The sequence below is a fragment of the Streptomyces sp. NPDC088124 genome, assembly GCF_040685895.1.
Classification (GTDB): Bacteria; Actinomycetota; Actinomycetes; order Streptomycetales; family Streptomycetaceae; genus Streptomyces.
Window position 1 is genome coordinate 86566 of record NZ_JBFBJB010000031.1, and the last position, 25104, is coordinate 111669.

At 70.8% G+C, this 25104-nt stretch carries 22 protein-coding genes; 14 read left to right on the forward strand and 8 right to left on the reverse strand.

Annotated features, from left to right (window positions below; all coding sequences use genetic code 11):
• Nucleotides 1–80: 80 nt before the first annotated feature.
• Nucleotides 81–1313 (reverse strand): glycoside hydrolase family 64 protein, encoded by a 1233-nt coding sequence (locus AB0P17_RS25120; RefSeq protein WP_365814155.1) that lies wholly within the window; start codon nucleotides 1311–1313, stop codon nucleotides 81–83.
• Between the two features lie 523 nt (nucleotides 1314–1836).
• Between AB0P17_RS25120 and dxr the strand changes: the two genes are divergently transcribed.
• The 6 genes from dxr (at nucleotide 1837) to AB0P17_RS25150 (ending at nucleotide 9474) form a co-directional block, all read left to right on the forward strand.
• On the forward strand, nucleotides 1837–3186 hold the full coding sequence (dxr, locus tag AB0P17_RS25125) for a 1-deoxy-D-xylulose-5-phosphate reductoisomerase (RefSeq protein ID WP_365814156.1): 1350 nt from the start codon (nucleotides 1837–1839) through the stop codon (nucleotides 3184–3186).
• A complete protein-coding gene (locus tag AB0P17_RS25130; protein ID WP_365814157.1) occupies nucleotides 3183–4484 on the forward strand; it encodes a site-2 protease family protein in 1302 nt (433 codons plus the stop codon). Before dxr ends, AB0P17_RS25130 begins: the two co-directional genes overlap by 4 nt.
• Before the next feature lie 163 nt (nucleotides 4485–4647).
• Nucleotides 4648–5802, forward strand: a complete 1155-nt coding sequence (ispG, locus tag AB0P17_RS25135; protein WP_365814159.1) for a flavodoxin-dependent (E)-4-hydroxy-3-methylbut-2-enyl-diphosphate synthase — start codon at nucleotides 4648–4650, stop codon at nucleotides 5800–5802.
• Between the two features lie 467 nt (nucleotides 5803–6269).
• Complete coding sequence (locus tag AB0P17_RS25140) at nucleotides 6270–7112, forward strand: GNAT family N-acetyltransferase (protein WP_365814160.1); 843 nt, start codon at nucleotides 6270–6272, stop codon at nucleotides 7110–7112.
• Between the two features lie 15 nt (nucleotides 7113–7127).
• Nucleotides 7128–7709, forward strand: a complete 582-nt coding sequence (locus AB0P17_RS25145; protein ID WP_365814161.1) for a GNAT family N-acetyltransferase — start codon at nucleotides 7128–7130, stop codon at nucleotides 7707–7709.
• Between the two features lie 73 nt (nucleotides 7710–7782).
• Complete coding sequence (locus AB0P17_RS25150; protein WP_365814162.1) at nucleotides 7783–9474, forward strand: proline--tRNA ligase; 1692 nt, start codon at nucleotides 7783–7785, stop codon at nucleotides 9472–9474.
• Between the two features lie 194 nt (nucleotides 9475–9668).
• Here the strand turns inward: AB0P17_RS25150 and AB0P17_RS25155 are convergent, their stop codons facing one another.
• Genes AB0P17_RS25155 through AB0P17_RS25165 form a run of 3 tightly spaced genes read right to left on the reverse strand, consistent with a single transcriptional unit; the run spans nucleotide 9669 to nucleotide 11825 of the window.
• The gene (locus AB0P17_RS25155) at nucleotides 9669–10571 is read right to left on the reverse strand and encodes an aminoglycoside phosphotransferase family protein (RefSeq protein ID WP_365814163.1); all 903 of its coding nucleotides are present in this window, start codon (nucleotides 10569–10571) and stop codon (nucleotides 9669–9671) included.
• Nucleotides 10572–10614: 43 nt separating this feature from the next.
• Nucleotides 10615–11040 (reverse strand): ferritin-like domain-containing protein, encoded by a 426-nt coding sequence (locus AB0P17_RS25160; protein WP_365814164.1) that lies wholly within the window; start codon nucleotides 11038–11040, stop codon nucleotides 10615–10617.
• On the reverse strand, nucleotides 11037–11825 hold the full coding sequence (locus AB0P17_RS25165; RefSeq protein ID WP_365814165.1) for a hypothetical protein: 789 nt from the start codon (nucleotides 11823–11825) through the stop codon (nucleotides 11037–11039). The genes AB0P17_RS25160 and AB0P17_RS25165 overlap by 4 nt, the downstream gene beginning before the upstream one ends.
• 175 nt (nucleotides 11826–12000) lie before the next feature.
• On the opposite strand from AB0P17_RS25165, the gene rimP reads away from it, so the two are divergent.
• The 8 genes from rimP (at nucleotide 12001) to AB0P17_RS25205 (ending at nucleotide 20492) form a co-directional block, all read left to right on the forward strand.
• A complete protein-coding gene (rimP, locus tag AB0P17_RS25170; RefSeq protein ID WP_365814166.1) occupies nucleotides 12001–12498 on the forward strand; it encodes a ribosome maturation factor RimP in 498 nt (165 codons plus the stop codon).
• 2 nt (nucleotides 12499–12500) lie between these two features.
• The gene (gene nusA, locus AB0P17_RS25175) at nucleotides 12501–13646 is read left to right on the forward strand and encodes a transcription termination factor NusA (RefSeq protein WP_365814167.1); all 1146 of its coding nucleotides are present in this window, start codon (nucleotides 12501–12503) and stop codon (nucleotides 13644–13646) included.
• A gap of 165 nt (nucleotides 13647–13811) precedes the next feature.
• Nucleotides 13812–14090 carry a YlxR family protein gene (locus tag AB0P17_RS25180; protein WP_365814183.1) on the forward strand — a complete coding sequence of 93 codons (279 nt, stop codon included), beginning with the start codon at nucleotides 13812–13814 and terminating at the stop codon, nucleotides 14088–14090.
• 149 nt (nucleotides 14091–14239) lie between these two features.
• Entirely contained in the window at nucleotides 14240–17350 is a 3111-nt protein-coding gene (gene infB / locus AB0P17_RS25185) for a translation initiation factor IF-2 (RefSeq protein WP_365814168.1), read from the forward strand.
• A 139-nt stretch (nucleotides 17351–17489) separates the two neighbouring features.
• Complete coding sequence (locus tag AB0P17_RS25190) at nucleotides 17490–17786, forward strand: DUF503 domain-containing protein (RefSeq protein WP_365814169.1); 297 nt, start codon at nucleotides 17490–17492, stop codon at nucleotides 17784–17786.
• Nucleotides 17787–18016: 230 nt separating this feature from the next.
• Nucleotides 18017–18484 carry a 30S ribosome-binding factor RbfA gene (gene rbfA, locus AB0P17_RS25195; RefSeq protein WP_365814170.1) on the forward strand — a complete coding sequence of 156 codons (468 nt, stop codon included), beginning with the start codon at nucleotides 18017–18019 and terminating at the stop codon, nucleotides 18482–18484.
• On the forward strand, nucleotides 18481–19380 hold the full coding sequence (truB, locus tag AB0P17_RS25200; RefSeq protein WP_365814171.1) for a tRNA pseudouridine(55) synthase TruB: 900 nt from the start codon (nucleotides 18481–18483) through the stop codon (nucleotides 19378–19380). Before rbfA ends, truB begins: the two co-directional genes overlap by 4 nt.
• Nucleotides 19381–19538: 158 nt before the next feature.
• On the forward strand, nucleotides 19539–20492 hold the full coding sequence (locus AB0P17_RS25205) for a bifunctional riboflavin kinase/FAD synthetase (protein WP_365814172.1): 954 nt from the start codon (nucleotides 19539–19541) through the stop codon (nucleotides 20490–20492).
• A gap of 70 nt (nucleotides 20493–20562) precedes the next feature.
• On the opposite strand, the gene AB0P17_RS25210 is transcribed toward AB0P17_RS25205, so the two are convergent.
• The 4 genes from AB0P17_RS25210 to AB0P17_RS25225 form a co-directional block, all read right to left on the reverse strand.
• Nucleotides 20563–21582 (reverse strand): ABC transporter ATP-binding protein, encoded by a 1020-nt coding sequence (locus AB0P17_RS25210; RefSeq protein WP_365814173.1) that lies wholly within the window; start codon nucleotides 21580–21582, stop codon nucleotides 20563–20565.
• Nucleotides 21583–21949: 367 nt separating this feature from the next.
• On the reverse strand, nucleotides 21950–22993 hold the full coding sequence (locus AB0P17_RS25215; RefSeq protein ID WP_365814174.1) for an ABC transporter ATP-binding protein: 1044 nt from the start codon (nucleotides 22991–22993) through the stop codon (nucleotides 21950–21952).
• Nucleotides 22990–24009, reverse strand: coding sequence for an ABC transporter permease (locus tag AB0P17_RS25220; RefSeq protein WP_365814175.1), 1020 nt, complete (start codon nucleotides 24007–24009; stop codon nucleotides 22990–22992). The genes AB0P17_RS25215 and AB0P17_RS25220 overlap by 4 nt, the downstream gene beginning before the upstream one ends.
• Nucleotides 24006–25040: an ABC transporter permease gene (locus tag AB0P17_RS25225; RefSeq protein ID WP_365814184.1), complete on the reverse strand. Its 1035-nt coding sequence runs from the start codon at nucleotides 25038–25040 to the stop codon at nucleotides 24006–24008. Before AB0P17_RS25225 ends, AB0P17_RS25220 begins: the two co-directional genes overlap by 4 nt.
• Nucleotides 25041–25104: the final 64 nt, after the last annotated feature.

Here is a 25104-nt window from a genome sequence, read left to right on the forward strand (position 1 = left end):
GCGGAACGACCGGCCCATGTCCCCCGACCACTGGACCGGGGGACAGCGGAAGGCTGCCCCGCGGGGACGCCGGACGCCGCCTAGTTGAACGGATCGAGGGTGATGAACGCTTCCTGCGGGTTGCTGTCGGTCACCAGCGACTCGTGGTTGCCGACATCGTCGAAGGCGAATGCGTACGCCTTGCCGTCCGCCATCTGTGCGTGGATCTTCCGGGCGTAGTGGTTGGTCACCGAGTCCTGGTAGAAACCGGCCGCATTGGTGTCGGGCTGGTTGGGGTTGGTCAGAAGGGTCGAGCGGTTGTATCCCGCGCACAGTGTGCGCGAGATCGGGCCGCGTACGGCGTCGTTCGGCGCGTCCAGGAGCTTGTAGCAACCGAAGACGCTGTCGGCGTCCGGCTTCTGGAAAGAAGTGACGACCGCGCCCGAAGCGTTGGTGAAGTTCATGACGTTCCCCGAGACCCGGCCGAAGTACTTGGTGTTCGGCTGGTCCGTGAACGGAGTCACCGTCAGGGTGGAGGACGCGTACTTGCTCCACACGCGGTTGATGTAGTTGTCCATGACGGATGCCGGCAACGTGCCCGTGCCGATGCCGTGACCGGGTGCGAGAGCGCGCAGAACGGTGCCGTCGGAGCGCGTCTGAATGAGGTTGGCCCAGCCGCCAGGCTGTTCCCTCAGGGAGCTGTAGAAGCCGTTGTAGCCGCCCGCCTTCAGGTGGCCGGTGTTCTTCGTCGTACCGTTCGGGAGCTTGACGCCCACGGCGTACGGCGCCGAGAACATGTCCACCTGGGTGCTGTTGATCCAGAGGCCGCCGCCGTTGAGCGTGTACTCGGTCCAGTTGAAGAGGATGTTCCTGTTCGGGTCGGACGGGTTCTGCACGGCGGGCTGTACGAGGCCGCCCGTGGTCAGTTTGAAGACGAGCTTCTGGCCGTACGAGAAGTAGACGCGGCCCGAGAACTGCGGCATCCGGATCGTCAATGACTGCCCGTTGGCCGGCCCGGCGATCGACGCGTCCGGAGCCGGGGTGGGCGGATTGCCCCCGGCGGGCCAGGGGTGGAACGTACCGTTCGCGTCGGCCCAGCCCTGCCGGCCCGTCGAGAGCTGCGTTCCGATGTTGTAGATGTAGACCTGATCGCCGCGTGCGGAACTGTTCTTGATGGTGAGCGGGATGGTCGCGGGAACCGCGGCTTCCGCCGACGGCGCCTGCTTGTCAGCTGGGGTGGCCGTAGCGGCGGGCGCGGGGCCGGCGGCAGTGAACCCCGTCGCGAAGACCACGGTCGCGGCCAGGCACGTCAGTACCTTCCGTAGGGCAGGCACGCTCTTCCTCCTTAGGAGGTGGATTCCAGTGGGGGTGGAACAGAGGGTCTGAGAGCGCTCTCAGGATCGGGCCGCGCGGCAGGCGTGTCAATGAGAGTGGCTCAATGGGCCAGGGTTGGACACGGGGTTGACGTGCCGCGCGTCTTCCACCGCCCGGCGCCAGAGCTCGGCTGGGTCGGGACGCACTGCCCGCCCCGTACGGGGCGCCGTACGGGGCTGCGGCGGCCCCTGGTCCGGCCGGAACGGAAAGAGAGCACACCGTGCGCGCCGTACGCTGCGGCCACAGGACGGATACGGCGCGGACGCACAGCGGCGATGGGGCGGAGTGGCAGCGACTAGCGGGCGGGGGCACAGCGACTACCGGGCGGGGCGCAGCGCGACTACGAGGCGGATATGGGGAGACCACGGGGCGTACCCAGGCCCTCATTACGGAACGGTCGCGGCGCGCGCGGGACCGGCGCACGGAGACACCTGCGGGGGCGCGCTGTCCTCCGCGCTCTCGGATGAGGCAAGAATGGGGGGCATGAGCGACAGCCCAGCCCCTCTCGCCGATCCGCATATCGTCTTCGATCCGATCGAAGGCCGCCGAGACATCGTCGTCCTCGGCTCCACCGGATCCATCGGCACGCAGGCCATCGACCTGGTCCTGCGCAACCCCGACCGCTTCCGTGTCACCGCGCTCTCCGCCGCGGGCGGCCGCGTGGAGCTCCTCGCCGAGCAGGCGCGGCGGCTGCGGGTCCGTACCGTCGCCGTCGCGCGCGAGAGCGCCGTCCCCGCCCTTCGGGAGGCCCTCGGCGCGCGGTACGGGGCGGGCGAACCGCTCCCCGAGATCCTCGCCGGCCCGGACGCCGCGACCGAGCTGGCCGCCTCGGAGTGCCACACCGTACTGAACGGCATCACCGGTTCCATCGGGCTCGCCCCCACGCTTGCCGCGCTGACGGCGGGCCGTACGCTCGCGCTCGCCAACAAGGAGTCGCTGATCGTCGGCGGCCCCCTGGTGAAGGCCGTGGCCAAGCCCGGCCAGATCATTCCCGTCGACTCCGAGCACGCCGCGCTCTTCCAGGCGCTGGCGGCCGGGACCCGTGCCGATGTACGCAAGCTTGTGGTGACGGCCTCCGGCGGGCCGTTCAGGGGCCGTACGAAGGCCGACCTGGCCCGTGTCACCCCCAAGGACGCTCTCGCGCACCCCACCTGGGCCATGGGCCCGGTGATCACGGTCAACTCCGCGACCCTCGTGAACAAGGGGCTCGAAGTGATCGAGGCGCATCTCCTCTACGACATTCCCTTCGAACGCATTGAGGTGGTTGTCCACCCTCAGTCGTATGTTCACTCGATGGTGGAATTCAAGGACGGCTCGACCCTGGCCCAGGCGACTCCGCCCGACATGCGCGGGCCGATCGCCCTCGGCCTCGGCTGGCCGGAGCGGGTGCCCGACGCCGCGCCCGCGTTCGACTGGACCAAGGCTTCGACCTGGGAGTTCTTCCCGCTCGACGGTGAGGCGTTCCCGTCCGTGGGACTCGCCCGGCACGTGGGAACCTTGGGTGGCACGGCCCCCGCGGTGTTCAATGCCGCGAACGAGGAGTGCGTGGACGCGTTCCTGGCGGGACGGCTGCCGTTCAACGGCATCATGGAGACGGTCACCGCCGTTGTCGCGGAAGCGGAGTACCACGGGCCCCGTACCCGCGCGGACGGAGCCTCGGGTACCCGCGCGGGCGGAGCCTCAGGACCGGGCGGCACAGCGGGAACCTCGCTCACCGTGGCCGACGTCCTCGAAGCCGAGACCTGGGCGCGCGCCCGGGCGCGTGAGACAGCAGCGAAATTCAGTGACGTACGTCAGCCAAGCGAAGAACAGCCAGCGGAGGCTCGCGCATGACGATTCTGTTGACGGCCCTCGGCATCCTTGTGTTTGTCGCGGGGCTGCTCTTCTCCATCGCCCTGCACGAACTCGGCCATCTCTCCACGGCCAAGATCTTCGGCATCCGGGTGCCCCAGTACATGGTCGGGTTCGGTCCGACCATCTGGTCACGGGTGAAGGGCGATACGGAGTACGGACTCAAGGCCATCCCCATGGGCGGCTACATCCGCATGATCGGGATGTTTCCGCCGGGACCCGACGGGCGTCTTGAGGCGCGCTCCACGTCGCCCTGGCGCGGGATGATAGAGGACGCGCGCTCCGCCGCCTTCGAGGAACTCCAGCCCGGCGACGAGAAGCGCCTCTTCTACACACGCAAGCCGTGGAAGCGCGTCATCGTGATGTTCGCCGGCCCCTTCATGAACCTCGTACTCGCCGCCGTGATCTTCATCAGCGTCGCGATGGGCTTCGGTTTCCAGACACAGACGACGACGGTCGCCGGCGTGCAGAAGTGTGTGATCTCGCAGAGCGACAAGCGGGACTCGTGCGAGAAGGGCGACCCCGTCTCGCCTGCTCAGGCGGCCGGGCTCAAGGAGGGCGACAAGATCGTCGCCTTCAACGACAAGCGCGTCGACGACTGGTCCACGCTCTCCAATCTGATCCGCGGCACCATCGGCCCCGCCACCATCACCGTCCAGCGCGACGGTACGGAGCAGGTCCTGCACGTCACACTCGCCAAGAACATGGTGGCGGCGAAGGACTCGAAGGGCGAGGCCATCCCCGACAAGTACGTGCCCGCGGGCTATCTCGGATTCGCCGCTTCCACTGAGATCATCCCGCTCTCCTTCCCTCAGTCGGTGGATCGGATGGGCGACATGATCGTGAACGGGGTCGACTCGATCATCGCGCTGCCTTCCAAGATCCCTGATCTGTGGAGCGCGGCCTTCGGGGACGGCCCGCGCAAGGACGACTCGCCGGTCGGCGTGGTCGGTGCGGCGCGCATCGGCGGCGAGGTCATGACGCTCGACATTCCGGCGCAGAACCAGATCGCGATGCTGCTCTTCCTGCTCGCCGGGTTCAACCTCTCGCTCTTCCTCTTCAATATGCTGCCTCTGCTGCCCCTCGACGGCGGTCATATCGCGGGCGCGCTCTGGGAGTCCCTGCGGCGCAGGCTGGCGCGGCTGTTCAAGCGTCCCGACCCCGGCCCGTTCGACGTGGCGAAGCTGATGCCGGTCGCCTACGTCGTGGCCGGGATCTTCATCTGCTTCACCCTGCTCGTCCTGGTCGCCGACGTCTTCAATCCCGTCAAAATCAGCTGATATCGCCCGTTTCGCGGCGGCCGGACACTGTTTGTGTCCGGCCGCTTATCTTTGGGTGGACTTTTCGTCAGGATGTGCTCGCGCAGTGCACGGTGGCGTAATCTCGGGTGCTGGAGCCCGCCGATCTCGGGACCTTGATCCACACCTTGGGGTTGCTTAGCAGATGACCGCAATTTCTCTCGGAATGCCGTCCGTTCCGACGAAGCTCGCCGATCGAAGGGTCAGCCGTCAGATCCAGGTCGGGTCGGTGGCGGTTGGTGGGGATGCGCCGGTGTCGGTGCAGTCGATGACGACGACGCGTACGTCGGATGTGGGTGCGACGCTGCAGCAGATTGCCGAGTTGACGGCGTCGGGGTGTCAGATCGTGCGGGTGGCGTGTCCGACGCAGGACGATGCGGACGCGTTGGCGGTGATTGCGCGGAAGTCGCAGATTCCGGTGATCGCGGATATTCATTTTCAGCCGAAGTATGTGTTCGCGGCGATTGACGCCGGGTGCGCCGCGGTGCGGGTGAATCCGGGGAACATCAAGCAGTTCGACGACAAGGTGCGGGAGATCGCGCGGGCGGCGAGTGAGGCGGGGACACCGATCCGTATCGGGGTGAACGCGGGTTCGCTGGACGCGCGGTTGCTGGCGAAGTACGGAAAGGCGACGCCGGAGGCTCTGGTGGAGTCGGCGTTGTGGGAGGCGTCGCTGTTCGAGGAGCACGGGTTCCGGGACATCAAGATCTCGGTGAAGCACAACGACCCGGTGGTCATGGTGAACGCCTACCGGCTGCTCGCGGAGCGGTGTGACTATCCGCTGCATCTGGGGGTGACGGAGGCGGGCCCGGCGTTCCAGGGGACGATCAAGTCGGCCGTCGCGTTCGGTGCGCTGTTGGCGGAGGGGATCGGGGACACGATCCGGGTGTCGTTGTCGGCGCCTCCGGCGGAGGAGGTGAAGGTCGGTATCCAGATTCTGGAGTCGCTGAACCTGCGGCAGCGGCGTCTGGAGATCGTGTCGTGCCCTTCGTGCGGGCGGGCGCAGGTGGATGTGTACAAGCTGGCCGATGAGGTGACGGCGGGGCTTGAGGGTATGGAGGTTCCGCTGCGGGTGGCGGTGATGGGGTGTGTGGTGAACGGTCCGGGTGAGGCGCGTGAGGCCGATCTCGGGGTGGCGTCGGGCAACGGCAAGGGGCAGATCTTCGTGAAGGGCGAGGTCATCAAGACCGTCCCCGAGTCGAAGATCGTGGAGACCCTCATCGACGAAGCCATGAAGATCGCCGAGCAGATGGAGAAGGACGGTATCCCCTCGGGCGAGCCCCAGGTCTCCGTGAGCTGACCCCCGAGGCTCCATGGCTCCTGCGCTTCCAGGACCTCGCTTCTCTCGCCTCACGCGCCCCGCGCGAGGTCTTCGTACGCGGCCCCGCGACCACCGCCCGTCCGGGCGCCGGTCGCGGGGCCGCGGCTCTTGCGGGCGACAGTGGTACGCGCCGGCCATCAGCGGAAAACACGCCCCGTACGACCCGTCCGCGTCCGCCCCGTACGCCGTGGCCACGTCCGCACCCCGCCGCCCCGGCCCCGTACGCCGCCGCCCGGTCCCGTACGCCGCCCGGCTCACGCGGCCTCGTACGGTCGGCCCGCGCCCGCGGGCCGGCAACCAGCCCCGCACGTTGAGCCACGGCGCTACGGCGCCATCTCTGCGGCGCCGTAGCGGGCCGCTGGAGCTCCGCGTCCTCTCGCGGGCGGCGTATCACAGGGCCGCCGGGTACAGTGCGGAGATCGGCATACGTATGGTGAGGCCCCCTCGTGTTGACGCAGACCACCACCCGGGTCCTCGAACCCAGTGAACTCGGCGCCGCGCTCGCCATTCTGGAGAGCGAGCCCGTCGCCAACGCTTTCGTCACGGCCCGCGTCCAGGTCGCCGGACTCGACCCCTGGCGCCTCGGCGGCGAGATGTGGGGCTGGTACGCGGACGGCCGGCTCCGTTCGCTGTGTTACGCAGGAGCCAATCTCGTCCCGATCTGCGCCACCCCCGAGGCCGTCCGCGCCTTCGCCGACCGCGCCCGCAGGACCGGCCGCCGCTGCTCCTCCATCGTGGGCCCCGCCGGGCCCACCGCGGCGCTGTGGCGCCTTCTGGAGCCGAACTGGGGCCCCGCCCGGGAGGTCCGCGCCCACCAGCCGCTGATGGCCACCGAAGAGCTCCCCGCCGTCGCGCCCGACCCCTTCGTACGCCGCATCCGCAAGGACGAACTCGACGTGATCATGCCCGCCTGCGTGGCCATGTTCACCGAGGAGGTCGGCGTCTCCCCGCTCGCGGGCGACGGCGGACTCCTCTACCAGGCACGCGTCGCCGAACTCGTCGGCTCGGGGCGCTCGTTCGCCCGCATAGAGGACGGCAGAGTCCTCTTCAAGGCCGAGATCGGCGCGGCCACCCCGCAGGCCTGCCAGATCCAGGGTGTCTGGGTCGACCCCGAGTTCCGCGGCCGCGGCCTCTCCGAGTCCGGCATGGCGGCGGTCGTACGGTATGCGCTCGCCGATGTCGCGCCCATAGTGAGCCTCTACGTGAACGACTACAACACCCCCGCGAGAGCCGCCTACCGGCGCGTCGGATTCCACGAAGTGGGTGCCTTCATGAGCGTGCTCTTCTGAAAGTAGGGTTCGGCCATGCCGAGCATCCCCGGGGGCGCCCCCCGTACCCCCGACGTACAGGTAGGGCCGGTCGATCTCGCCGCGCGCGTCGACGAGGCGCTCGCCGTGCAGGCCCTCGCCTTCGGTCTCAGCGACGACGAGGTCGGCGTACGGCGCCACATCGTGCTCCGCCACGTGCTGCACCGCGGCTGCCGCGCACTCGGCGCCACCACCGCCACGGGGCGGCTCGTAGGGTTCGTGTACGGCATGCCCAACGACCGCGCCCACTGGTGGTCCACGATCGTCGAACCGTATCTGCGCGCCAACGGCTCCGACGGCTGGCTCGACGACTCCTTCGTGATCACCGAGCTCCATGTGCACCCCGAGTTCCAGGCCCGCGGCATCGGTCGCACCCTGATCACCGCGATCACGGACGATGCCGCTCAGCCGCGGTCGATCCTGTCCGCCATCGACATCGAGAGCCCCGCCCGCAAGCTGTACCGCGCCCTCGGGTACGAGGACCTCGCCCGCCAGGTGCACTTCCCGAGCGCGCCCCGGCCGTACGCTGTGATGGGCGCCCCGCTCCCACTGCGCCGTACGGCGCGGCGCAGATACTGATTTCCGCCTGCTGGCGGACCCCGGCTAACCTCCTGGCAACACCCGAGAGAAGCAGAACGCAGGAGTGCTCCCCATGTCCCAGGTCCAGCGCATGTCCCGGTTGATGGTCAAGACATTGCGCGACGACCCGGCGGACGCCGAGACCCTCAGCCACAAGCTGCTCGTCCGCGCCGGTTACGTCCGCCGTACGTCCGCCGGTATCTGGAGCTGGCTGCCGCTCGGCAAGAAGGTCCTCGACAACATCTCGCGCGTCGTCCGTGAGGAGATGGACGCCATCGGCGCGCAGGAAGTGCTGCTGCCCGCGCTGCTGCCCAAGGAGCCGTACGAGGCGAGCGGGCGCTGGGAGGAGTACGGCGACCTCCTGTTCCGCCTCAAGGACCGCAAGGGCGCGGACTATCTGCTGGGCCCCACGCACGAGGAGATCTTCACCCAGGTCGTCAAGGACCAGTGCACGTCCTACAAGGACCTGCCGGTGATGCTCTACCAGATCCAGACGAAGTACCGGGACGAGGCGCGTCCGCGCTCCGGCGTACTGCGCGGGCGTGAGTTCCAGATGAAGGACTCGTACTCCTTCGACACCACGGATGAGGGCCTGGCCGAGTCCTACGCGCTGCACCGCGCCGCGTACCAGAAGATCTTCGCCAGGATCGGCCTCGACTACCGCATCGTCTCGGCGGTCTCCGGCGCGATGGGCGGCTCGGCGTCCGAGGAGTTCCTGGCCCCCGCCGCGGCGGGCGAGGACACCTTCGTCGACTGCCCCGCCTGCGACTACGCCGCCAACACGGAAGCCGTCACCTTCAGCGCCCCGGCGGCGGAGCCCGTTGAGCACGGCTCCGTCGAGGAACTGGACACCCCCGACACCCCGACCATCGAGACGCTCGCCGCGCACCTCGGCGTACCGGCCTCCGCGACCCTGAAGAACCTGCTGGTCAAGGTCGACGGCGAGATCACCCTGGTCGGCGTACCCGGCGACCGTGAGGTGGATCTCGGCAAGCTCGGCGAGCACCTCGCGCCCGCCGTCGTCGAGCTGGTGACGGCCGAGGACTTCGTGGACCGGCCGGAGCTGGTACGCGGCTACGTCGGCCCCCAGGGTCTCAAGATCCGTTACATCGCGGACCCGCGCGTGGCGGCCGGCACGGCGTGGGTCACTGGTGCCAACAAGCCCGACACCCACGCGCGCAATGTCGTCGCGGGCCGCGACTTCGAGGTCGACCAGTACCTCGACGTGGTCGTCGTCGAGGAGGGCGACCCCTGCCCCGCCTGCGGTTCGGGCCTCAAGCTGGACCGCGCGATCGAAATCGGCCACATCTTCCAGCTCGGCCGCAAGTACGCCGACACCTTCCAGCTCGACGTGCTGGGGCAGCAGGGGAAGCCGGTGCGCGTGACCATGGGGTCGTACGGCGTCGGCGTCTCGCGCGCCGTGGCTGCCCTGGCCGAGCAGAGCGCCGACGAGCAGGGCCTGTGCTGGCCGAGGGAGATCGCCCCGGCCGACGTCCACGTCGTCGCGGCGGGCAAGGCGCTCCAGACGGAGCTGGCGCTGGACGTCTCCGAGCAGCTTTCGTCGGCCGGGCTGCGCGTGCTGGTCGACGAGCGCCCCGGGGTATCCCCGGGGGTGAAGTTCACCGATGCCGAGCTGATCGGTGTTCCGCACATCCTGGTGGCGGGCCGCCGCTCCGCGGAGGGCGTCGTCGAGCTGAAGGACCGCCGTACGGGGGAGCGCGAGGAACTGACGGTCGCCGAGGCGATCGCCCGCCTGACGGCCTGAGGACCCTACCGGCCGGTGGCTGACTGCTGACCTGCCCGCCGCAGCGCTGCGCACCGTACGGGGCGCGTTTCCTCCCCGTACGGCGTCGGCGCGGTACGGGGCCGCAAGCGCAGCACTCACGGAGCAGCAGCGCGGGGTTGGGCGGCCCCGCCGTACAGGGCGCCCCGCGCGGCGTACGGCGCGCCGCGGGGGCCTCAGAGCCAGCCCGCGAACTCCAGCAGCGATTCGGCGCTCTGGCGGTGGCCCGCCTCCAGAGCACGCGTGCCCGACTCCACCGCGCGGAAGAGCGTCCAGCCGCGCAGCCGCTCCCGGTCGAGGTCCAGGGAGTCGGCCAGCCGGTTGACGCGGCGGCGCGCCGAGGAGGCACCGGACGAGGCCGCCACGAGATCCTCCACCCGGTCGCGTACCAGCCGCGCCAGATCGTAGGCGCGCTCACCGACGACGGGCTCGGGACCCACAGCCAGCCAGGGCACACGGTCGCCCGCCAGTACCTTGCCCTGGCGGAACGCCCCGTGCAGCAGCACCTCCTCCGGGGACGTGGCGCACAGTGCGTCGCGTGCCGTCAGCGCGGCGGACACGAGCGGCGCGAGGCTCTCGTCCGACGATGCGTCCAGTCTCACCGCCTCGGAAGCGGTCCGTTCGGTCACCGTGCCGAAGCCGTGGTCGGCGGGCGGCTCGACCCACAGACGGCGCACCGTACCCGCCGCTTCGAGCAGGGCCTTGGCCTCCGGCAGGGAACGCAGCGACATCTCCGGGTGCAGACGTTCCAGGAGCAGCGTGCCGTCCTCCGCGTCCGTGGCGTCGAGGACCCTGACCGCACCCCAGCCCTGCCAGTGCGCCAGCGCCGCGCGTTCCAACTCCGGTGCCACGAAAGGCGGCGCGATCTTGAGCGTGGCGGGCGAGCCGCCGGGGCGCCGTACGAGCAGCACCAGACCGCTCCGACCGCCTGGCGCGATCACGCGTTCGACCTCAAGGCCGCGCCGTGCAACGGCCTCCGTGGCGAGCGCGGGCAGCCGGCCGAGCCATTCGGCGGCAGCGGCGTCCCCGGTCAGTTCGCCGAGCGTGCGCGTCAGGCGCTGGGGCGGTTCGAAACCCATACGCGCGTAGATCCCTTTCGGAGCCATGGGGACGTGTCGGGGCTCACGCTCTCTCGGCGAGCCCAGGAAAGGCTACGCCGCTCCCGCGCCAGCGCACGGCCCGTACCGCCGCCTCGCGCAGCGCCCCCGCCGCCTCGCGCCGCAGGGGCCCTTCCGAGGCGCGTACGAGATCCGAGTAAACCCCGGCGACCCGGTCCTCCAACTCGGCGGCGAGCCGTACGGCCGCGGCTCCGTCCGGCACCTCGAAGGGCAGTGCGTAGGCCGCGGCCGCGACGGTGGGTCTGCCGCCCATGTCGCGCACGGTGCGCGCCAGCGCGTCGCGCCGCGCACGGTGCGCGGTGTACGCGGCGGTGGCCTCGGAACGGCGTGCGAGGCCGACGCGCCCGCCGACGACTCCGTACCCGTAGACGGCGGCGTGCTCCGCGGCGAGTGCGGCCTGCGCGGCCTCCAGCGCAACACGGGTGGTCACGAGCGGGTTCCTTCCGTCAGAAGGTAGGCGTGGGCGGCGCTCGCCGCGGCGAGGGAAGCGAGTAGCCGGGCGAGTTCCGGTGGCGCTTCCATGAGCGTGGCGGTGTGCGTGTCGCAGGTACGGCGCTCGGCCGCGGCCAGTTCCTTGAGCGCCGCGGCGGGATCCGCGGCCACGGTGGCGGCGGTCGCGTCAGTGGCGGAAGGGGCGGCGGCGGGAGTGGACGTGGCAGACGTGGCGGCTGACCCCGGAGCCCCTTGGGCTGCCTGTGAACCCCGAGTTCCAGACGTCCGCGGATCGTCTGCCCGCCCCGGCGGGCCAGGGGAGGCGGAAGGTTTTTCCGCCTCCCGCGACGCTCCGTCGGACGCCCCGTACGCAGCCCCGCGCTCCGCCCCGTACGCCGCGTCGGACGCCCTTGTCCCTTCCTCCTTGCGGGCCTTGTCCCCATGCGCCTCGTCCCCACGGGCGTCGTCCTTCTTGTGGCCCTCGGACGTCAACACCGCGATGTGCCGCGCCACCACGTCGCGCAACGGCGCGAGCCGTGCGTCCTCTCCCGGATGGCGCTGCCGTACCGCGTCGTACCGCGCGAGCAGCGCCCTGCTCGTGTCCGCGCACCGCCGTCGCAACGCCTGCTCCACGCGCGCGACCCGGGCCGCCGCTTCCTCCGCCGCGGTGGAGGTCCCTCCGCCCGCCGAGTCCGACGAGGAGCACGCCGCCGTCAGCAGACCGGCTGTCGCGGCGCCCGCGGCCAAGAGGGCATGTCTGCGTGTCGTCCCCGTGCGCCCCACGCGTCTCTCCTCGGGCTCGTGAAGATCTCCATGATCATCGCGTGCGAGCGTACCCGCGGGTCACCCGTTCGTGGACGGCAACACCCCTGGAGACCGGATACCCTTTGATCCGACACACGACTGATCTGACACGCGACGATCCCACAACAGCACACGCGGCCGAGGAGTCACCCGGATGAGCACCACCCAGAGCGAAAGGCTGCGCGGACTGCTGGAACCGCTCGTCAGCGCCAAGGACCTGGATCTGGAAGAGATCGAGGTGTCCCGGGCCGGCCGGCGTCGTGTGCTGAGGATCGTGGTCGACTCCGACGAGGGTGTGGACCTCGACGAGTGCGCCGAGCTGAGCCGCTCCATCTCGGAGAAGCTCGACGAGACGGACGCGATGGGCGAGGACGAGTACCAGCTCGAAGTCACCTCCCCCGGTGCGGAACGCCCGCTCACCGAACACCGCCACTATCTGCGCGCCACCGGCCGGCTGGCCCGGATCCAGCTCCACGAGGGCGGCGAAGTGGTGGCCCGCATCCTCTCCGTGGACGACGGCGGACTCGACCTCGAAGTGCCGGGCGTGAAGGGGCGCAAACCCACCGCCCGCCGGGTCGAGTTCGCGCAGATCGCCAAGGCGCGCGTCGAGATCGAGTTCAACCGCAAGGACAAGAAGGAAGAGGAGGCGTAGCCGTGGACATCGATGTGAAGCTCCTGAAGGGCTTGGCACAAGAGAAGGAGATCCCCTTCGATCTGCTGGTCGAGGCGATCGAATCCGCCCTCCTCATCGCCTACCACCGCACCGACGGCAGCCACCGGCGCGCCCGTGTCGTCCTCAGCCGCGAGAATGGCCACGTCACGGTCTGGGCCAAGGAGGACCCGGCCGATCTGGAAGAGGGCCAGGAGCCCAAGGAGTTCGACGACACGCCGTCGGACTTCGGCCGGATCGCCGCGACCACCGCCCGCCAGGTTATCCAGCAGCGGCTGCGCGACGCCGAGAACGACGTCACTTTCGGCGAGTACGCGCGCCGAGAGGGCGATGTCGTCGCCGGCATGGTGCAGCAGGGCAAGGACCCCAAGAACGTCCTCGTCAAGCTGGACGACAAGCTCGAAGCCATCCTCCCCGTGCAGGAGCAGGTGCCGGGTGAGGAGTACACGCACGGGCTGCGGCTGCGTACGTACGTCGTCCGCGTGGCCCGCGGCGTACGGGGCCCCTCCGTGACGCTGTCCCGTACGCACCCCAATCTGGTCAAGAAGCTCTTCGCGCTGGAGGTCCCGGAGATCGCGGACGGCTCCGTGGAGATCACGGCGATCGCCCGCGAGGCCGGTCACCGCACCAAGATCGCCGTGCGCTCGACACGTTCCGGCCTCAATGCCAAGGGCGCCTGTATCGGCCCGATGGGCGCGCGTGTGCGCAATGTCATGGCCGAGCTGCTCGGCGAGAAGATCGACATCGTGGACTGGTCGGACGACCCGGCCGAGATGGTGGCGAACGCGCTGTCGCCGGCCCGGGTCAGCAAGGTCGAGGTCGTCGATCTGGGCGCCAGGTCCGCGCGGGTGACCGTGCCGGACTACCAGCTCTCCCTGGCCATCGGCAAGGAAGGGCAGAACGCCCGGCTCGCCGCGCGGCTCACCGGCTGGCGCATCGACATCCGCCCCGACACGGAGCAGCCGGACGACGGCGGCGATCGTGACCGCGGCGGGGACCGTGACCGAGGCGGGGACCGTGATCGTGGGGGAGCCGACCGGTCCAGGAGCGACGACCGGTTCCGGAGCGACGACCGGCCCCGTACGGGGCCTCGGGGCGGCGAACGGAGCGGGAACGGCGAGCGCGGCTGATACCGGCGGGTAACGATCCGGGAGTCATCTTCCGTGCATCTTCCGTGGGCCTTCCATGTGCCCGGCGGAGGGATCCCGCCGAACACCGTCGCGCCCTTTTGTGTACGTGAGCGTTCGAACGTTGCCCCAAAGGGGTGAGGTCGGCGCGGGGAGGTAGACTTGAAGGTGTCTGGCCGGACGAGCGACCGAGGCTGCCCTGAGCGAACGTGCGTGGGCTGCCGGAAGCGAGCGGCCAAGAACGATCTGCTGCGCATCGTGGCGATGGGTGAACACTGTGTTCCCGATCAACGCGGTACGCTGCCCGGCCGGGGTGCGTACACGCATCCCGCCTTGATCTGTCTCGACCTGGCGATCCGCCGCCGGGCGTTCTCCAGGGCCTTCAAGGTCCAGGGATCGCTCGACAGCACGGAACTGCGCCGGTTTGTCGAGCAGTCGGCACTGTAAGAAGAAGTACGGCACGGGACCCCGTGCGGTTCAGGTACCTCGCGAGTTGGAAGTAGGTCGAGATTGCGATGAGCACTCGATGAGTACGCGATGAGTACGCCCATGAAGTAGCGACGGTCCGGCGGTAACCCGGACCTAAAAGGAGCGAAGTGGCTAAGGTCCGGGTATACGAACTCGCCAAGGAGTTCGGTGTGGAGAGCAAGGTCGTCATGGCCAAGCTCCAGGAACTCGGTGAATTCGTCCGTTCGGCGTCCTCGACGATCGAGGCGCCGGTCGTGCGCAAATTGACTGACGCTTTGCAGGGGCCCGGCGGCAACGCCGGCCGACCCGCTGCCAAGCCCGGGGCGCCCCGTAAGGCGACCCCCGCAAGGCCCGCCCCCCCGTCTCCGGCCTCCGCGGCCCAGGCGGCACGTCCCGCTGCGCCGAAGCCCGGTGTCCCGGCCCCCAAGCCGGCCGCCGCCGAGGTCCCCAGGAGCAGCACCCCCTCTCCGGCGCCGAGCCCCGGCCCGCGTCCGGCACCGGCCGCCCCGCGGCCCGCCGCGAGGCCGGGTCCCGCGGCCCCGGCGACCCCGGAGTTCACCGCGCCTCCGTCGGCCCCGGCCGCCGGTCCCCGGCCCGGTGCCACCCCCGGCCCGCGTCCCTCCAACCGCCCCGCGGGCGGTCAGGGAGACCAGCGCCAGGGCGACCGTCAGGGTGACCAGCGCGGCGACCAGCGCCAGGGTGGCCGTCCCGGCGGCGCGCGTCCCGGCCAGGCTCCGCGTCCCGGTGCCCGCCCCGCGGGCCCGCGTCCGGGCAACAACCCCTTCACGTCCGGCGGTTCCACCGGCATGGCGCGCCCGCAGGCGCCCCGTCCCGGCGGCGCCCCGCGTCCCGGCGGCCCCGGTGCCCCCGGCCCGCGCCCGCAGGGTGCCGGTCAGGGCGGTCCCCGTCCGCAGGCCGGCCCCGGCGGACAGGGCGGCGGCCGTCCGACCCCGGGTGGTATGCCGCGTCCGCAGGCCCCGCGCGCCGCGGGTCCCGGCGGTGGCCCCGGTGGTAACCGTCCGAACCCGGGCATGATGCCGCAGCGTCCCGCTGCCGGCCCGCGTCCCGGCGGTGGCCCCGGCGGTGGCCGTGGTCCCGGCGGCCCCGGTCGCCCGGGTGGCGGCGGTGGCGGCGGTCGTCCCGGTGGCGGCGGCTTCGCCGGTCGTCCGGGTGGCGGCGGCGGTGGCGGCTTCGCCGGTCGTCCCGGTGGCGGCGGCGGTGCCCCGGGTCGTCCCGGTGGCGGCGGCTTCGGTGGCGGCGGTGGCCGTCCCGGCTTCGGCGGACGTCCGGGTGGTCCCGGCGGCCGTGGTGGCACACAGGGCGCGTTCGGCCGTCCGGGCGGGCCCGCCCGCCGTGGGCGCAAGTCGAAGCGGCAGAGGCGCCAGGAGTACGAGGCCATGCAGGCCCCGTCGGTCGGCGGCGTCATGCTGCCGCGCGGCCAGGGCCAGACGGTCCGGCTGTCGCGCGGTGCGTCGCTCACCGACTTCGCGGAGAAGATCAACGCCAACCCGGCGTCGCTCGTCGCCGTGATGATGAACCTCGGCGAGATGGTCACGGCCACGCAGTCCGTCTCCGACGAGACGCTGCAGCTCCTCGCCAGCGAGATGAACTACGTCGTCGAGATCGTCAGCCCCGAGGAGGAGGACCGCGAGCTGCTCGAGTCCTTCGACATCGAGTTCGGCGAGGACGAGGGCGGCGAGGAAGCGCTCGTGTCCCGTCCGCCGGTCGTCACCGTCATGGGTCACGTCGACCACGGTAAGACCCGGCTGCTGGACGCGATCCGCAAGACGAACGTCGTCGCGGGCGAGGCCGGCGGGATCACGCAGCACATCGGTGCGTACCAGGTCGCCACGGACGTCAACGGTGAAGAGCGCAAGATCACCTTCATCGACACCCCGGGTCACGAGGCGTTCACCGCCATGCGTGCCCGTGGTGCGAAGTCCACCGACATCGCGATCCTCGTGGTCGCGGCCAACGACGGTGTGATGCCCCAGACGATCGAGGCGCTGAACCACGCCAAGGCGGCCGACGTGCCGATCGTGGTCGCGGTCAACAAGATCGACGTCGAGGGCGCCGACCCGACCAAGGTGCGCGGTCAGCTCACCGAGTTCGGTCTGGTGGCCGAGGAGTACGGCGGCGACACCATGTTCGTCGACATCTCCGCCAAGCAGGGCCTGCACATCGACAGCCTGCTGGAGGCCGTGGTCCTCACCGCGGACGCCTCGCTCGACCTGCGGGCCAACCCGGAGCAGGACGCGCAGGGTATCGCCATCGAGGCCCATCTCGACCGCGGTCGCGGCGCCGTCGCCACCGTGCTCGTCCAGCGCGGAACGCTGCGCGTCGGCGACACGATGGTCGCCGGTGACGCGTACGGCCGTGTCCGGGCGATGCTCGACGACAACGGCAACAACGTCGACGTGGCGACGCCTTCGACGCCCGTCCTGGTCCTCGGTCTCACCAACGTCCCCGGCGCCGGCGACAACTTCCTCGTCGTCGACGAGGACCGTACCGCCCGGCAGATCGCGGAGAAGCGCGCCGCTCGCGAGCGGAACGCGGCCTTCGCCCGCAGGGGCGTCAGGTTCTCCCTGGAGAACCTGGACGAGGCCCTCAAGGCCGGTCTGGTGCAGGAACTCAACCTCATCATCAAGGGCGACGCGTCCGGTTCGGTGGAGGCCCTGGAGTCCTCGCTGCTCCAGCTCGACGTCGGCGAAGAGGTCGACATCCGCGTCCTGCACCGCGGCGTGGGTGCGGTCACGGAGTCGGACATCGACCTGGCCATGGGCTCCGACGCCATCGTGATCGGCTTCAACGTGCGCGCCGCAGGGCGTGCCGCGCAGATGGCCGACCGCGAAGGCGTGGATGTCCGCTACTACTCGGTCATCTACCAGGCGATCGAGGAGATCGAAGCGGCCCTCAAGGGCATGCTCAAGCCGGAGTACGAAGAGGTCGAGCTGGGCACGGCGGAGATCCGCGAGATCTTCCGCTCGTCCAAGCTGGGCAACATCGCGGGTGTTCTCATCCGCTCCGGCGAGGTCAAGCGCAACACCAAGGCCCGGCTCATCCGCGACGGCAAGGTCATCGCGGAGGACCTCAACATCCAGGGTCTGCGCCGCTTCAAGGACGACGTCACCGAGATCCGCGAAGGCTTCGAGGGCGGTATCAACCTCGGAAACTTCAACGACATCAAGATCGACGACGTCATCGCGACGTACGAGATGCGGGAGAAGCCGCGCGGCTGACGCGCGGCAGCCGGTCCGGGGCCGGTCGACGGGACGTATTTCCGTCGATCGGCCCCGGCCGTTCCGTGTACGGTTCTTGTGCCCCTGCCAAGCATCGGCAGGGCCTTCGAACCCGTACCGGCGGGACATCCGGACATACATGTATGTGGGGACACTGTCCTTCGATCTGCTTCTCGGCGACGTACGGTCGTTGAAGGAGAAACGCTCCGTCGTCCGGCCGATCGTCGCCGAGCTGCAGCGGAAATTCGCGGTGAGTGCGGCGGAGACCGGCGACCAGGACCTGTACCGCAGGGCCGAGATCGGCCTCGCGGTGGTGTCCGGGGACTGGGGGCACCTCACCGACGTGCTGGACCGGTGCGAGCGTATGGTCGCCGGCCGGCCGGAGGTGGAGCTGCTGTCGGTACGGCGCCGGCTCCACGGCGACGACGAGGAGTGACCCGCCCGGTGATGCCTCGCCACCCGGCGCGCCCCGTACCGCCCGGTGCGGCGCCGTACGGGGCGTGGCACGGGGCGTGTCAGGGCTCTACGCCCGGGCCCCGGGCTGTACGGCCCGGGCTGTACGACACAGAGACTCGGTATGAGACTCAGGTGGAGAACGAGTAAGCAAGCCAGCTGGAGAAGCAGCTGGAGACCAGCAAGAACCCCAGAAGGAAGAGTGACGGACCGGTGACCGACAACGCGCGGGCCCGCAAGCTGGCCGATCGCATCCAGGTCGTGGTCGCGGAGACCCTGGACCGGCGTATCAAGGACCCGCGACTCGGCTTCGTGACCATCACGGACGCCCGCGTCACCGGCGACCTGCGGGAGGCCACGGTCTTCTACACGGTCTACGGCGACGACGAGGAGCGTGCGGCCTCCGCGGCGGCACTGGAGAGCGCCAAGGGCATCCTCCGCTCCGAGGTGGGGCGCCAGACCGGCGTCCGCTTCACCCCGACGCTGGCGTTCGTACCCGACGCCCTCCCGGACAACGCGCGCACCATCGAGGACCTCCTCGACAAGGCGCGCGCCAAGGACGCCGAGGTGCGGAACGTGTCGACAGGCAAGACCTACGCGGCCGGGGCCGACCCGTACCGCAAGGCCGACGCCGCCGACGACGAGGCCGACGGCAGCACGGACGGCGCCGCCGCGGAATGACTCAGCAGACCAAGACGCCCGACGGCCTGATCATCGTGGACAAGCCGTCGGGCTTCACCTCGCACGACGTCGTCGCCAAGATGCGAGGCATCGCCAGAACCCGGCGCGTCGGACACGCGGGCACCCTCGACCCCATGGCGACCGGCGTCCTCGTCCTGGGCGTGGAGCGCGCCACGAAGCTCCTCGGCCACCTCGCGCTGACGGAGAAGGAGTACCTCGGCACGATCCGGCTCGGCCAGGACACCGTCACGGACGACGCGGAGGGGGAGATCACCTCCGCCACCGACGCCTCCGCGGTGCGGCGCGAGGCCATCGACGCCGGGATCGCCGCCCTCACCGGCGCGATCATGCAGGTGCCCTCCAAGGTCAGCGCCATCAAGATCGACGGCAAGCGGTCGTACGCGCGGGTGCGCGGCGGCGAGGAGTTCGAGATCCCGGCCCGGCCGGTGACCGTCTCGTCCTTCCGCCTCTACGATGTCCGCGACGCCGTGGCGGAGGACGGCACCCCGGTCCTCGACCTGGTCGTCTCCGTCGTCTGCTCCTCCGGTACGTACATCCGCGCCCTCGCCCGCGACCTCGGCGCGGGACTCGGGGTGGGCGGCCATCTCACCGCGCTGCGCAGGACCAGGGTGGGCCCGTACGCGCTGGACGGCGCGCGGACCCTCGATCAGCTCCAGGAAGAGCTGACGGTCATGCCGGTCGCCGACGCCGCGGCCGCGGCGTTCGCGCGCTGGGACGTGGACGAGAAGCGCGCCAGGCTCCTGCTCAACGGCGTACGGCTCGACATGCCCGCGTTCGACACCGGGCCGGTCGCCGTCTTCGACCCGCAGGGCCGCTTCGTGGCGCTCGTGGAGGAGCAGCACGGGAAGGCGAAGAGCCTTGCGGTCTTCGGCTGATACGGCGGCCGGTTTCCGGCCCGGATTCCCGGCCCGGGTTTTCACCGTGGGACGGACAGGCTCACGGGGGCATTGGGGGGCGCGAGCGCGGGGCATGGCAGTCTTAGCATTGCGTGACTGGAAAAGACGTACACAGGTTCGGGCGAGGAGCGGTCTCAGTGCAGCGCTGGCGTGGCTTGGCGGACATCCCCCAGGACTGGGGGCGCAGCGTCGTCACCATCGGCTCCTACGACGGGGTGCACCGCGGGCACCAGCTCATCATCGGGCGCGCCGTCGAGAAGGCGCGCGAGCTGGGCGTACCGTCGGTCGTGGTGACCTTCGACCCGCACCCCAGCGAGGTCGTACGTCCCGGCAGCCATCCGCCGCTGCTCGCCCCGCACCACCGGCGCGCCGAGTTGATGGCGGGACTGGGCGTGGACGCGCTGCTGATCCTGCCCTTCACGCTGGAGTTCTCCAAGCTGTCGCCCGCGGACTTCATCGTGAAGGTGCTGGTCGACAAGTTGCACGCCCGTGCCGTCATAGAGGGCCCGAACTTCCGCTTCGGCCACAAAGCGGCGGGCAACGTCGCCGTCCTCGCCGACCTGGGCGCGACGTACGACTACGAAGTCGAGGTCGTCGACCTGTACGTGAGCGGTTCGGCGGGCGGCGGCGAGCCCTTCTCCTCCACGCTGACGCGCCGCCTCGTCGCCGAGGGCGACGTAGAGGGGGCCGCGGAGATCCTGGGCCGGCCGCACCGTGTCGAGGGCGTGGTGGTGCGCGGTGCGCAGCGCGGACGTGAACTCGGCTTCCCGACCGCCAACGTGGAGACCCTGCCGCACACCGCGGTCCCGGCCGACGGCGTCTACGCGGGGTGGCTCACGGCCGACGGCGAGCGGATGCCTGCCGCGATCTCCGTGGGCACGAACCCGCAGTTCGAAGGCGTCGACCGGACGGTCGAGGCGTACGCGATCGACCGAGTGGGGCTGGACCTGTACGGGCTCCACGTCACGGTCGACTTCTTGTCGTACGTACGGGGCATGCGGAAGTTCGAGTCCATCGACGCGCTGCTCGAAGCCATGGCGGACGACGTGAAGCGGGCCCGAGCCCTGACGGAGTCGTACGACGCGTCGTAGCGCCGTACGGGGCCTTGTTACGTGCGCCGTACGCCGCGCGAGGCGAGGCCCCGCACGGAGGCCCCGTAGGTCACCCCATAGCCCGCGCCGCCTGCGCGGCGTGGCAGGCGACCTGCGCCCCGGAACCGCCCGTCAGTACCGGCAGCGGTGCCGTACGGCACCGGTCCGCGACGCCCGCCTGTTCCGCGGCGCCCGACGCGAGCACCTGGCACCGCGCGTGGAAGCGGCAGCCCTGCGGGATGCGGGACGGATCCGGCGGCTCGCCCGTGAGGACGACCGGGACGCCCTCCGACTCGGGCAGCACGGAGAGCAGCGCCTGCGTGTACGGGTGCTGAGGCGCCGTCAGGACGTCCTCGACGGGTCCGGTCTCCACGATCCGGCCGAGGTACATCACGGCCACCCGGTCGGCGATGTTCCACGCGAGTCCCAGATCGTGCGTCACCACCAGCGCGGAGAGCCCCAGTTCGTCGCGCAGTGAGAGCAGCAGGGCCAGGATCTCGCCCCGTACGGAGGCATCCAGGGACGCCACCGGCTCGTCCGCGACGATCAGTTCGGGCTTCAGGACCAGGGCGCCCGCGATGACGACGCGCTGGCGCTGCCCGCCGGACAGCTCGTGCGGGTAGCGCAGGAAGAAGCGTTCGGGCGGCCGCAGCCCCGCGCGGGACAGTGCCTCCGCCACGGCCGCGCGCTCGTCGCCCTGGTGGCCGTGGATCCGCAGGCCCTCGGCCACCGCGTCGTAGACGGTGTGGCGCGGGTTGAGCGAGCCGCTCGGGTCCTGGAGCACGAGCTGGACACGCCGACGGTATGCCTTGAGGGCGCGCGAGCCGTAACCCAGGGGCTCCCCGGCGAAGGCGACCGCGCCCGCCGTGGGGGACACCAGTCCGAGGAGCGAGCGGGCCAGTGTGGTCTTGCCGCAGCCGGACTCGCCGACCAGGGCGACGATCTCCCCGGGAGCGATGTCGAGGTCGACCCCGTCGACGGCGCGGGCGGGCGCCGCGCCGCGCCGCCCCGGGAAGGTGACGCTCAGCCCGGTGGCCGAGAGCAGCGGCGTCCGCGGCAGGGGTGCCGGCGGCGCGGGGGTGGTCGTCATGGCTGGCTCCTCGGGGATGGCCGTCCGGCGGCGTTACGGGCCACTGTGGTGCGTCGCTTGCTCGTACGCTCCGTACGGAGCGTACGGAGGGGAGGGCGTCGGGCGGGTCGTGCGGGCGGATCGGTACACGGATACGTGGTGTCGCGCGCCGTACGCCGCCCCCTATCCGCGCCGTACGGGGCGCGGGAAGAGGGGCAGCGCACAGCGGGGCAGCGGACAGCGCGCCGTACGGGGCGCCCGACAGGGCGGCGTACGGCGCGACGGGCGCGGATGGTCGGCCGCGCTGTCACGGGCGTGGGCACAGCTGCGGCTGCGGCTGGGGCCACGTGGACGATGGCCGTAGCGCCGCGGCGTACGGTGCCCGACGTCACGGCGGGGGCTTCGCGGCGCCCGTGGTGATCGGCACGCCGCCAGCCCGTACGCACGCCGCGCGATGCCCCGGGCTCACGTCGCGCAGCGTCTGGTCGTCGTGGGCGCAGGAGTCCAGCGCGACGGGACAGCGCGGATGGAAGGTACAGCCGGGCGGCAGCGCCGCCGGGTCGGGCGGGTCGCCGGGCAGCCCACGCGGCGCGCGGCGCGACGCGAGGTCCCCGATCCGCGGGAACGCGGCGGAGAGGGCGCGACCGTACGGGTGCTCAGCCGCGTCGTACACGCCCCGTGCGGGGCCCTCCTCGACGATCCGGCCCGCGTACATCACGGCGAGCCGGTCGCAGGTGTCCGCCAGCACGGCCAGGTCGTGACTGATCATCAGCAGACTGATGTTCTGGTCGGCGACGAGCCGTTCGATCAGTCGCAGGATCTGCGCCTGGATCATCACGTCGAGCGCCGTGGTCGGCTCGTCCGCGACGATCAGGCGCGGGTCGCAGGCGAGTGCCATCGCGATCATGACGCGCTGGCGCTGGCCACCGGACAGCTCGTGCGGATACGCGTCGGCGCGGGCGGCCGAGAGCCCGACCTGCTCCAGCAGCTCCGCGGCGCGCGCCCGCGCGGCGCCGGGGGTGGCCCGCCGGTGCAGCAGCACCGGTTCGGCGATCTGGTCCCCGATCCGGTGCACCGCGTTGAGCGAGTGCATGGCGCCCTGGAAGACGATCGACGCGCCCGCCCACCGTACGGCGCGCAGCCGGCCCCACTTCATGGTGAGGACGTCCTCTCCGTCGAGCAGGATCTCCCCGGAGAGCTTCGCCGCGGGCGGCAGCAGCCGGAGCAGTGCCAGGGCGAGCGTGGACTTGCCGCACCCCGACTCGCCCGCGATGCCCAGCTTGCTGCCGGAGCCGACGGTCAGGTCGACGCCCCGTACGGCGGGCACGGCGGTGGGCCCCGTGCCGTACGTCACCCGCAGGTTCCTGACCTCCAGCAGGCTGACGGCGCCGCCCGTGCCCGCCTCGGATGTCACGCCGGTCGTGGTGGTCAACGGGGAACCCCCAGCTTCGGGTTGAGCACAGCCTCGATGGCGCGGCCGCAGAGCGTGAAGGCGAGTGCGACGAACGCGATCGCGATACCGGGCGGCGCCAGGTACCACCAGTGCCCGGACGAGACGGCGCCCGCCTCGCGCGCGTCCTGGAGCATCCCGCCCCACGAGATGATGACAGGATCGCCGAGACCGAGGAAGGCGAGCGTGGCCTCGGTCAGGATGGCGCTGGAGATGCCCAGCGTCGTCTGGGCGAGCACCAGCGGCATCACATTGGGCAGCACGTGACGCGTCATGATGTGCCGGTGCCCGCCGCCGAGCGCACGGGCACGCTCGATGTACGGGCGGGACTCGACGGCGATCGTCTGCGCCCGGACCAGCCGCGCCGTCGTCGGCCAGCTCGTGACTCCGATCGCCAGGATCACCGTCCAGAGGGACCGGGACATGACCGTCGCCAGCACGATGGCCAGCACCAGGGTCGGCATCACCAGGAACCAGTCCGTGATCCGCATGACCACAGTGGCGAACCAGCCCCCGTAGTGCCCCGCGACGACGCCGACCAGCGTGCCGATGGCCACGGAGAGCGCGGCGGCCAGCAGACCGACGGTGAGCGAGACCCGTGAGCCCCAGATCAACAGTCCCAGCAGTGACCGGCCGAACTGGTCGGTACCGAGAGGGAACTCGCCGCTGGGCTTCTCCAGGGCCGTGCCCGGGGCGTCCGTCACACTCGCCACGTCGCCGCCGACGAGCAGTGGCGCGAGGAGTGCGAGCAGCGCGATGAGTGCGAGCCCCGCGAGGCCGAACAGCCCCGCACGGTGCGCGCGGTACCGCGCCCAGAACCGGATCACCGAGCCGCGCCGCCGGGCCCAGGTGAGGGAGGCGGCCGACGGCCCCGTGACCGTCGGCTCCGCCGCGGTGGACGTCGCCTCGGCAGGCCCGGTCGCCTCAGCGGCGGCCTCAGCGGCCGCGTCCCCCGAGGCGGACGGATCGCGCGACGGCGGGGTCTTCTCCAGAGTCATCGGCCCACCCGGGGATCGAGCAGCGGATACAACAGGTCGGCGAGGAGGTTCATCACAATCATCGCGCCGGCGAAGACGACGAACAGCCCCTGGACGAGCGGCAGGTCCGGCACGCTGAGCGCCGAGTAGAACAGCCCGCCGAGCCCCGGCCACGAGAACACTGTTTCGACGAGGATCGAACCGGCAGCCACATGGCCCAGATTGATGAACACCATCGTGACCGTGGGCAGCATCGCGTTGGGCACTGCGTGGCGGCGGCGTACCAGATCGTCCCGCAGCCCCTTCGCGCGCGCCGTCGTCAGGTAGTCGCTGCCCATCTCGTCCAGCAGCGAGGACCGCATGACGAGCAGCGTCTGCGCGTAGCCGACCGCGACCAGGGTGGTCACCGGCAGCACCATGTGGTGCGCCACGTCCACGACGTACGCGAAGCCGGTCGTGTCGCCCGACTCCATCCCGCCGGTCGGGAACATCCCGGGCACCGGCCCGATGCCCACCGAGAAGAAGATGATCAGCAGCAGCCCGAGCCAGAAGGCGGGCACGGACCACAGCGTCAGCGCCACACCGGTGTTGAGCCGGTCGCCGAGGCTTCCGTTGCGCCACGCGGAGCGCGTACCGAGCCAGAGCCCGAGCGCCGAGTAGATCACCACCGCGACGCCCGTGAGCAGCAGCGTCGCGGGCAGCTTCTGGACGATCAGCTCGCCCACCGGTGCATGGAACTGGTACGAGGTGCCCAGATCGCCGCTGAGTGCCTTGGCGCAGTAGTCGGTGAACTGCTGCCACAGCGGCAGATCCAGACCGAACTGCCGGCGCAGTGTCGCCAACTGCTCGGCGGACGTCGGCACTCCGTGGGTCATCGCCTTGACCGGATCACCGGGGATGATCCGGAAGAGGAAGAAGCTGGTGACGAGAACGGCGAAGAGCGACACGAGCGCCCCGCCCAGCTTCCCCGCCACATAGAGCAGGTACGCGGTCCCGGTGCCCGAGGCGGCGGTCCGGCCGGGGGCGGACGGCCCTCGCTGGGCATCCGTCATGTCGTGACGCGCCGCGACGAGCTGATGAGCGGTCACGCGGCCGATCTCGTACGGGAATACCTCG

Coding starts and splice junctions, on each gene's coding strand:
- dxr (WP_365814156.1), top strand. CDS start 1,837: ATGAGCGACAGCCCAGCCCCTCTCGCCGATCCGCATATCGTCTTCGAT.
- AB0P17_RS25130 (WP_365814157.1), top strand. CDS start 3,183: ATGACGATTCTGTTGACGGCCCTCGGCATCCTTGTGTTTGTCGCGGGG.
- ispG (WP_365814159.1), top strand. CDS start 4,648: ATGACCGCAATTTCTCTCGGAATGCCGTCCGTTCCGACGAAGCTCGCC.
- AB0P17_RS25145 (WP_365814161.1), top strand. CDS start 7,128: ATGCCGAGCATCCCCGGGGGCGCCCCCCGTACCCCCGACGTACAGGTA.
- AB0P17_RS25150 (WP_365814162.1), top strand. CDS start 7,783: ATGTCCCAGGTCCAGCGCATGTCCCGGTTGATGGTCAAGACATTGCGC.
- AB0P17_RS25155 (WP_365814163.1), bottom strand. CDS start 10,571: ATGGGTTTCGAACCGCCCCAGCGCCTGACGCGCACGCTCGGCGAACTG.
- rimP (WP_365814166.1), top strand. CDS start 12,001: ATGAGCACCACCCAGAGCGAAAGGCTGCGCGGACTGCTGGAACCGCTC.
- AB0P17_RS25190 (WP_365814169.1), top strand. CDS start 17,490: ATGTATGTGGGGACACTGTCCTTCGATCTGCTTCTCGGCGACGTACGG.
- truB (WP_365814171.1), top strand. CDS start 18,481: ATGACTCAGCAGACCAAGACGCCCGACGGCCTGATCATCGTGGACAAG.
- AB0P17_RS25210 (WP_365814173.1), bottom strand. CDS start 21,582: ATGACGACCACCCCCGCGCCGCCGGCACCCCTGCCGCGGACGCCGCTG.
- AB0P17_RS25220 (WP_365814175.1), bottom strand. CDS start 24,009: ATGACTCTGGAGAAGACCCCGCCGTCGCGCGATCCGTCCGCCTCGGGG.
- AB0P17_RS25225 (WP_365814184.1), bottom strand. CDS start 25,040: ATGACGGATGCCCAGCGAGGGCCGTCCGCCCCCGGCCGGACCGCCGCC.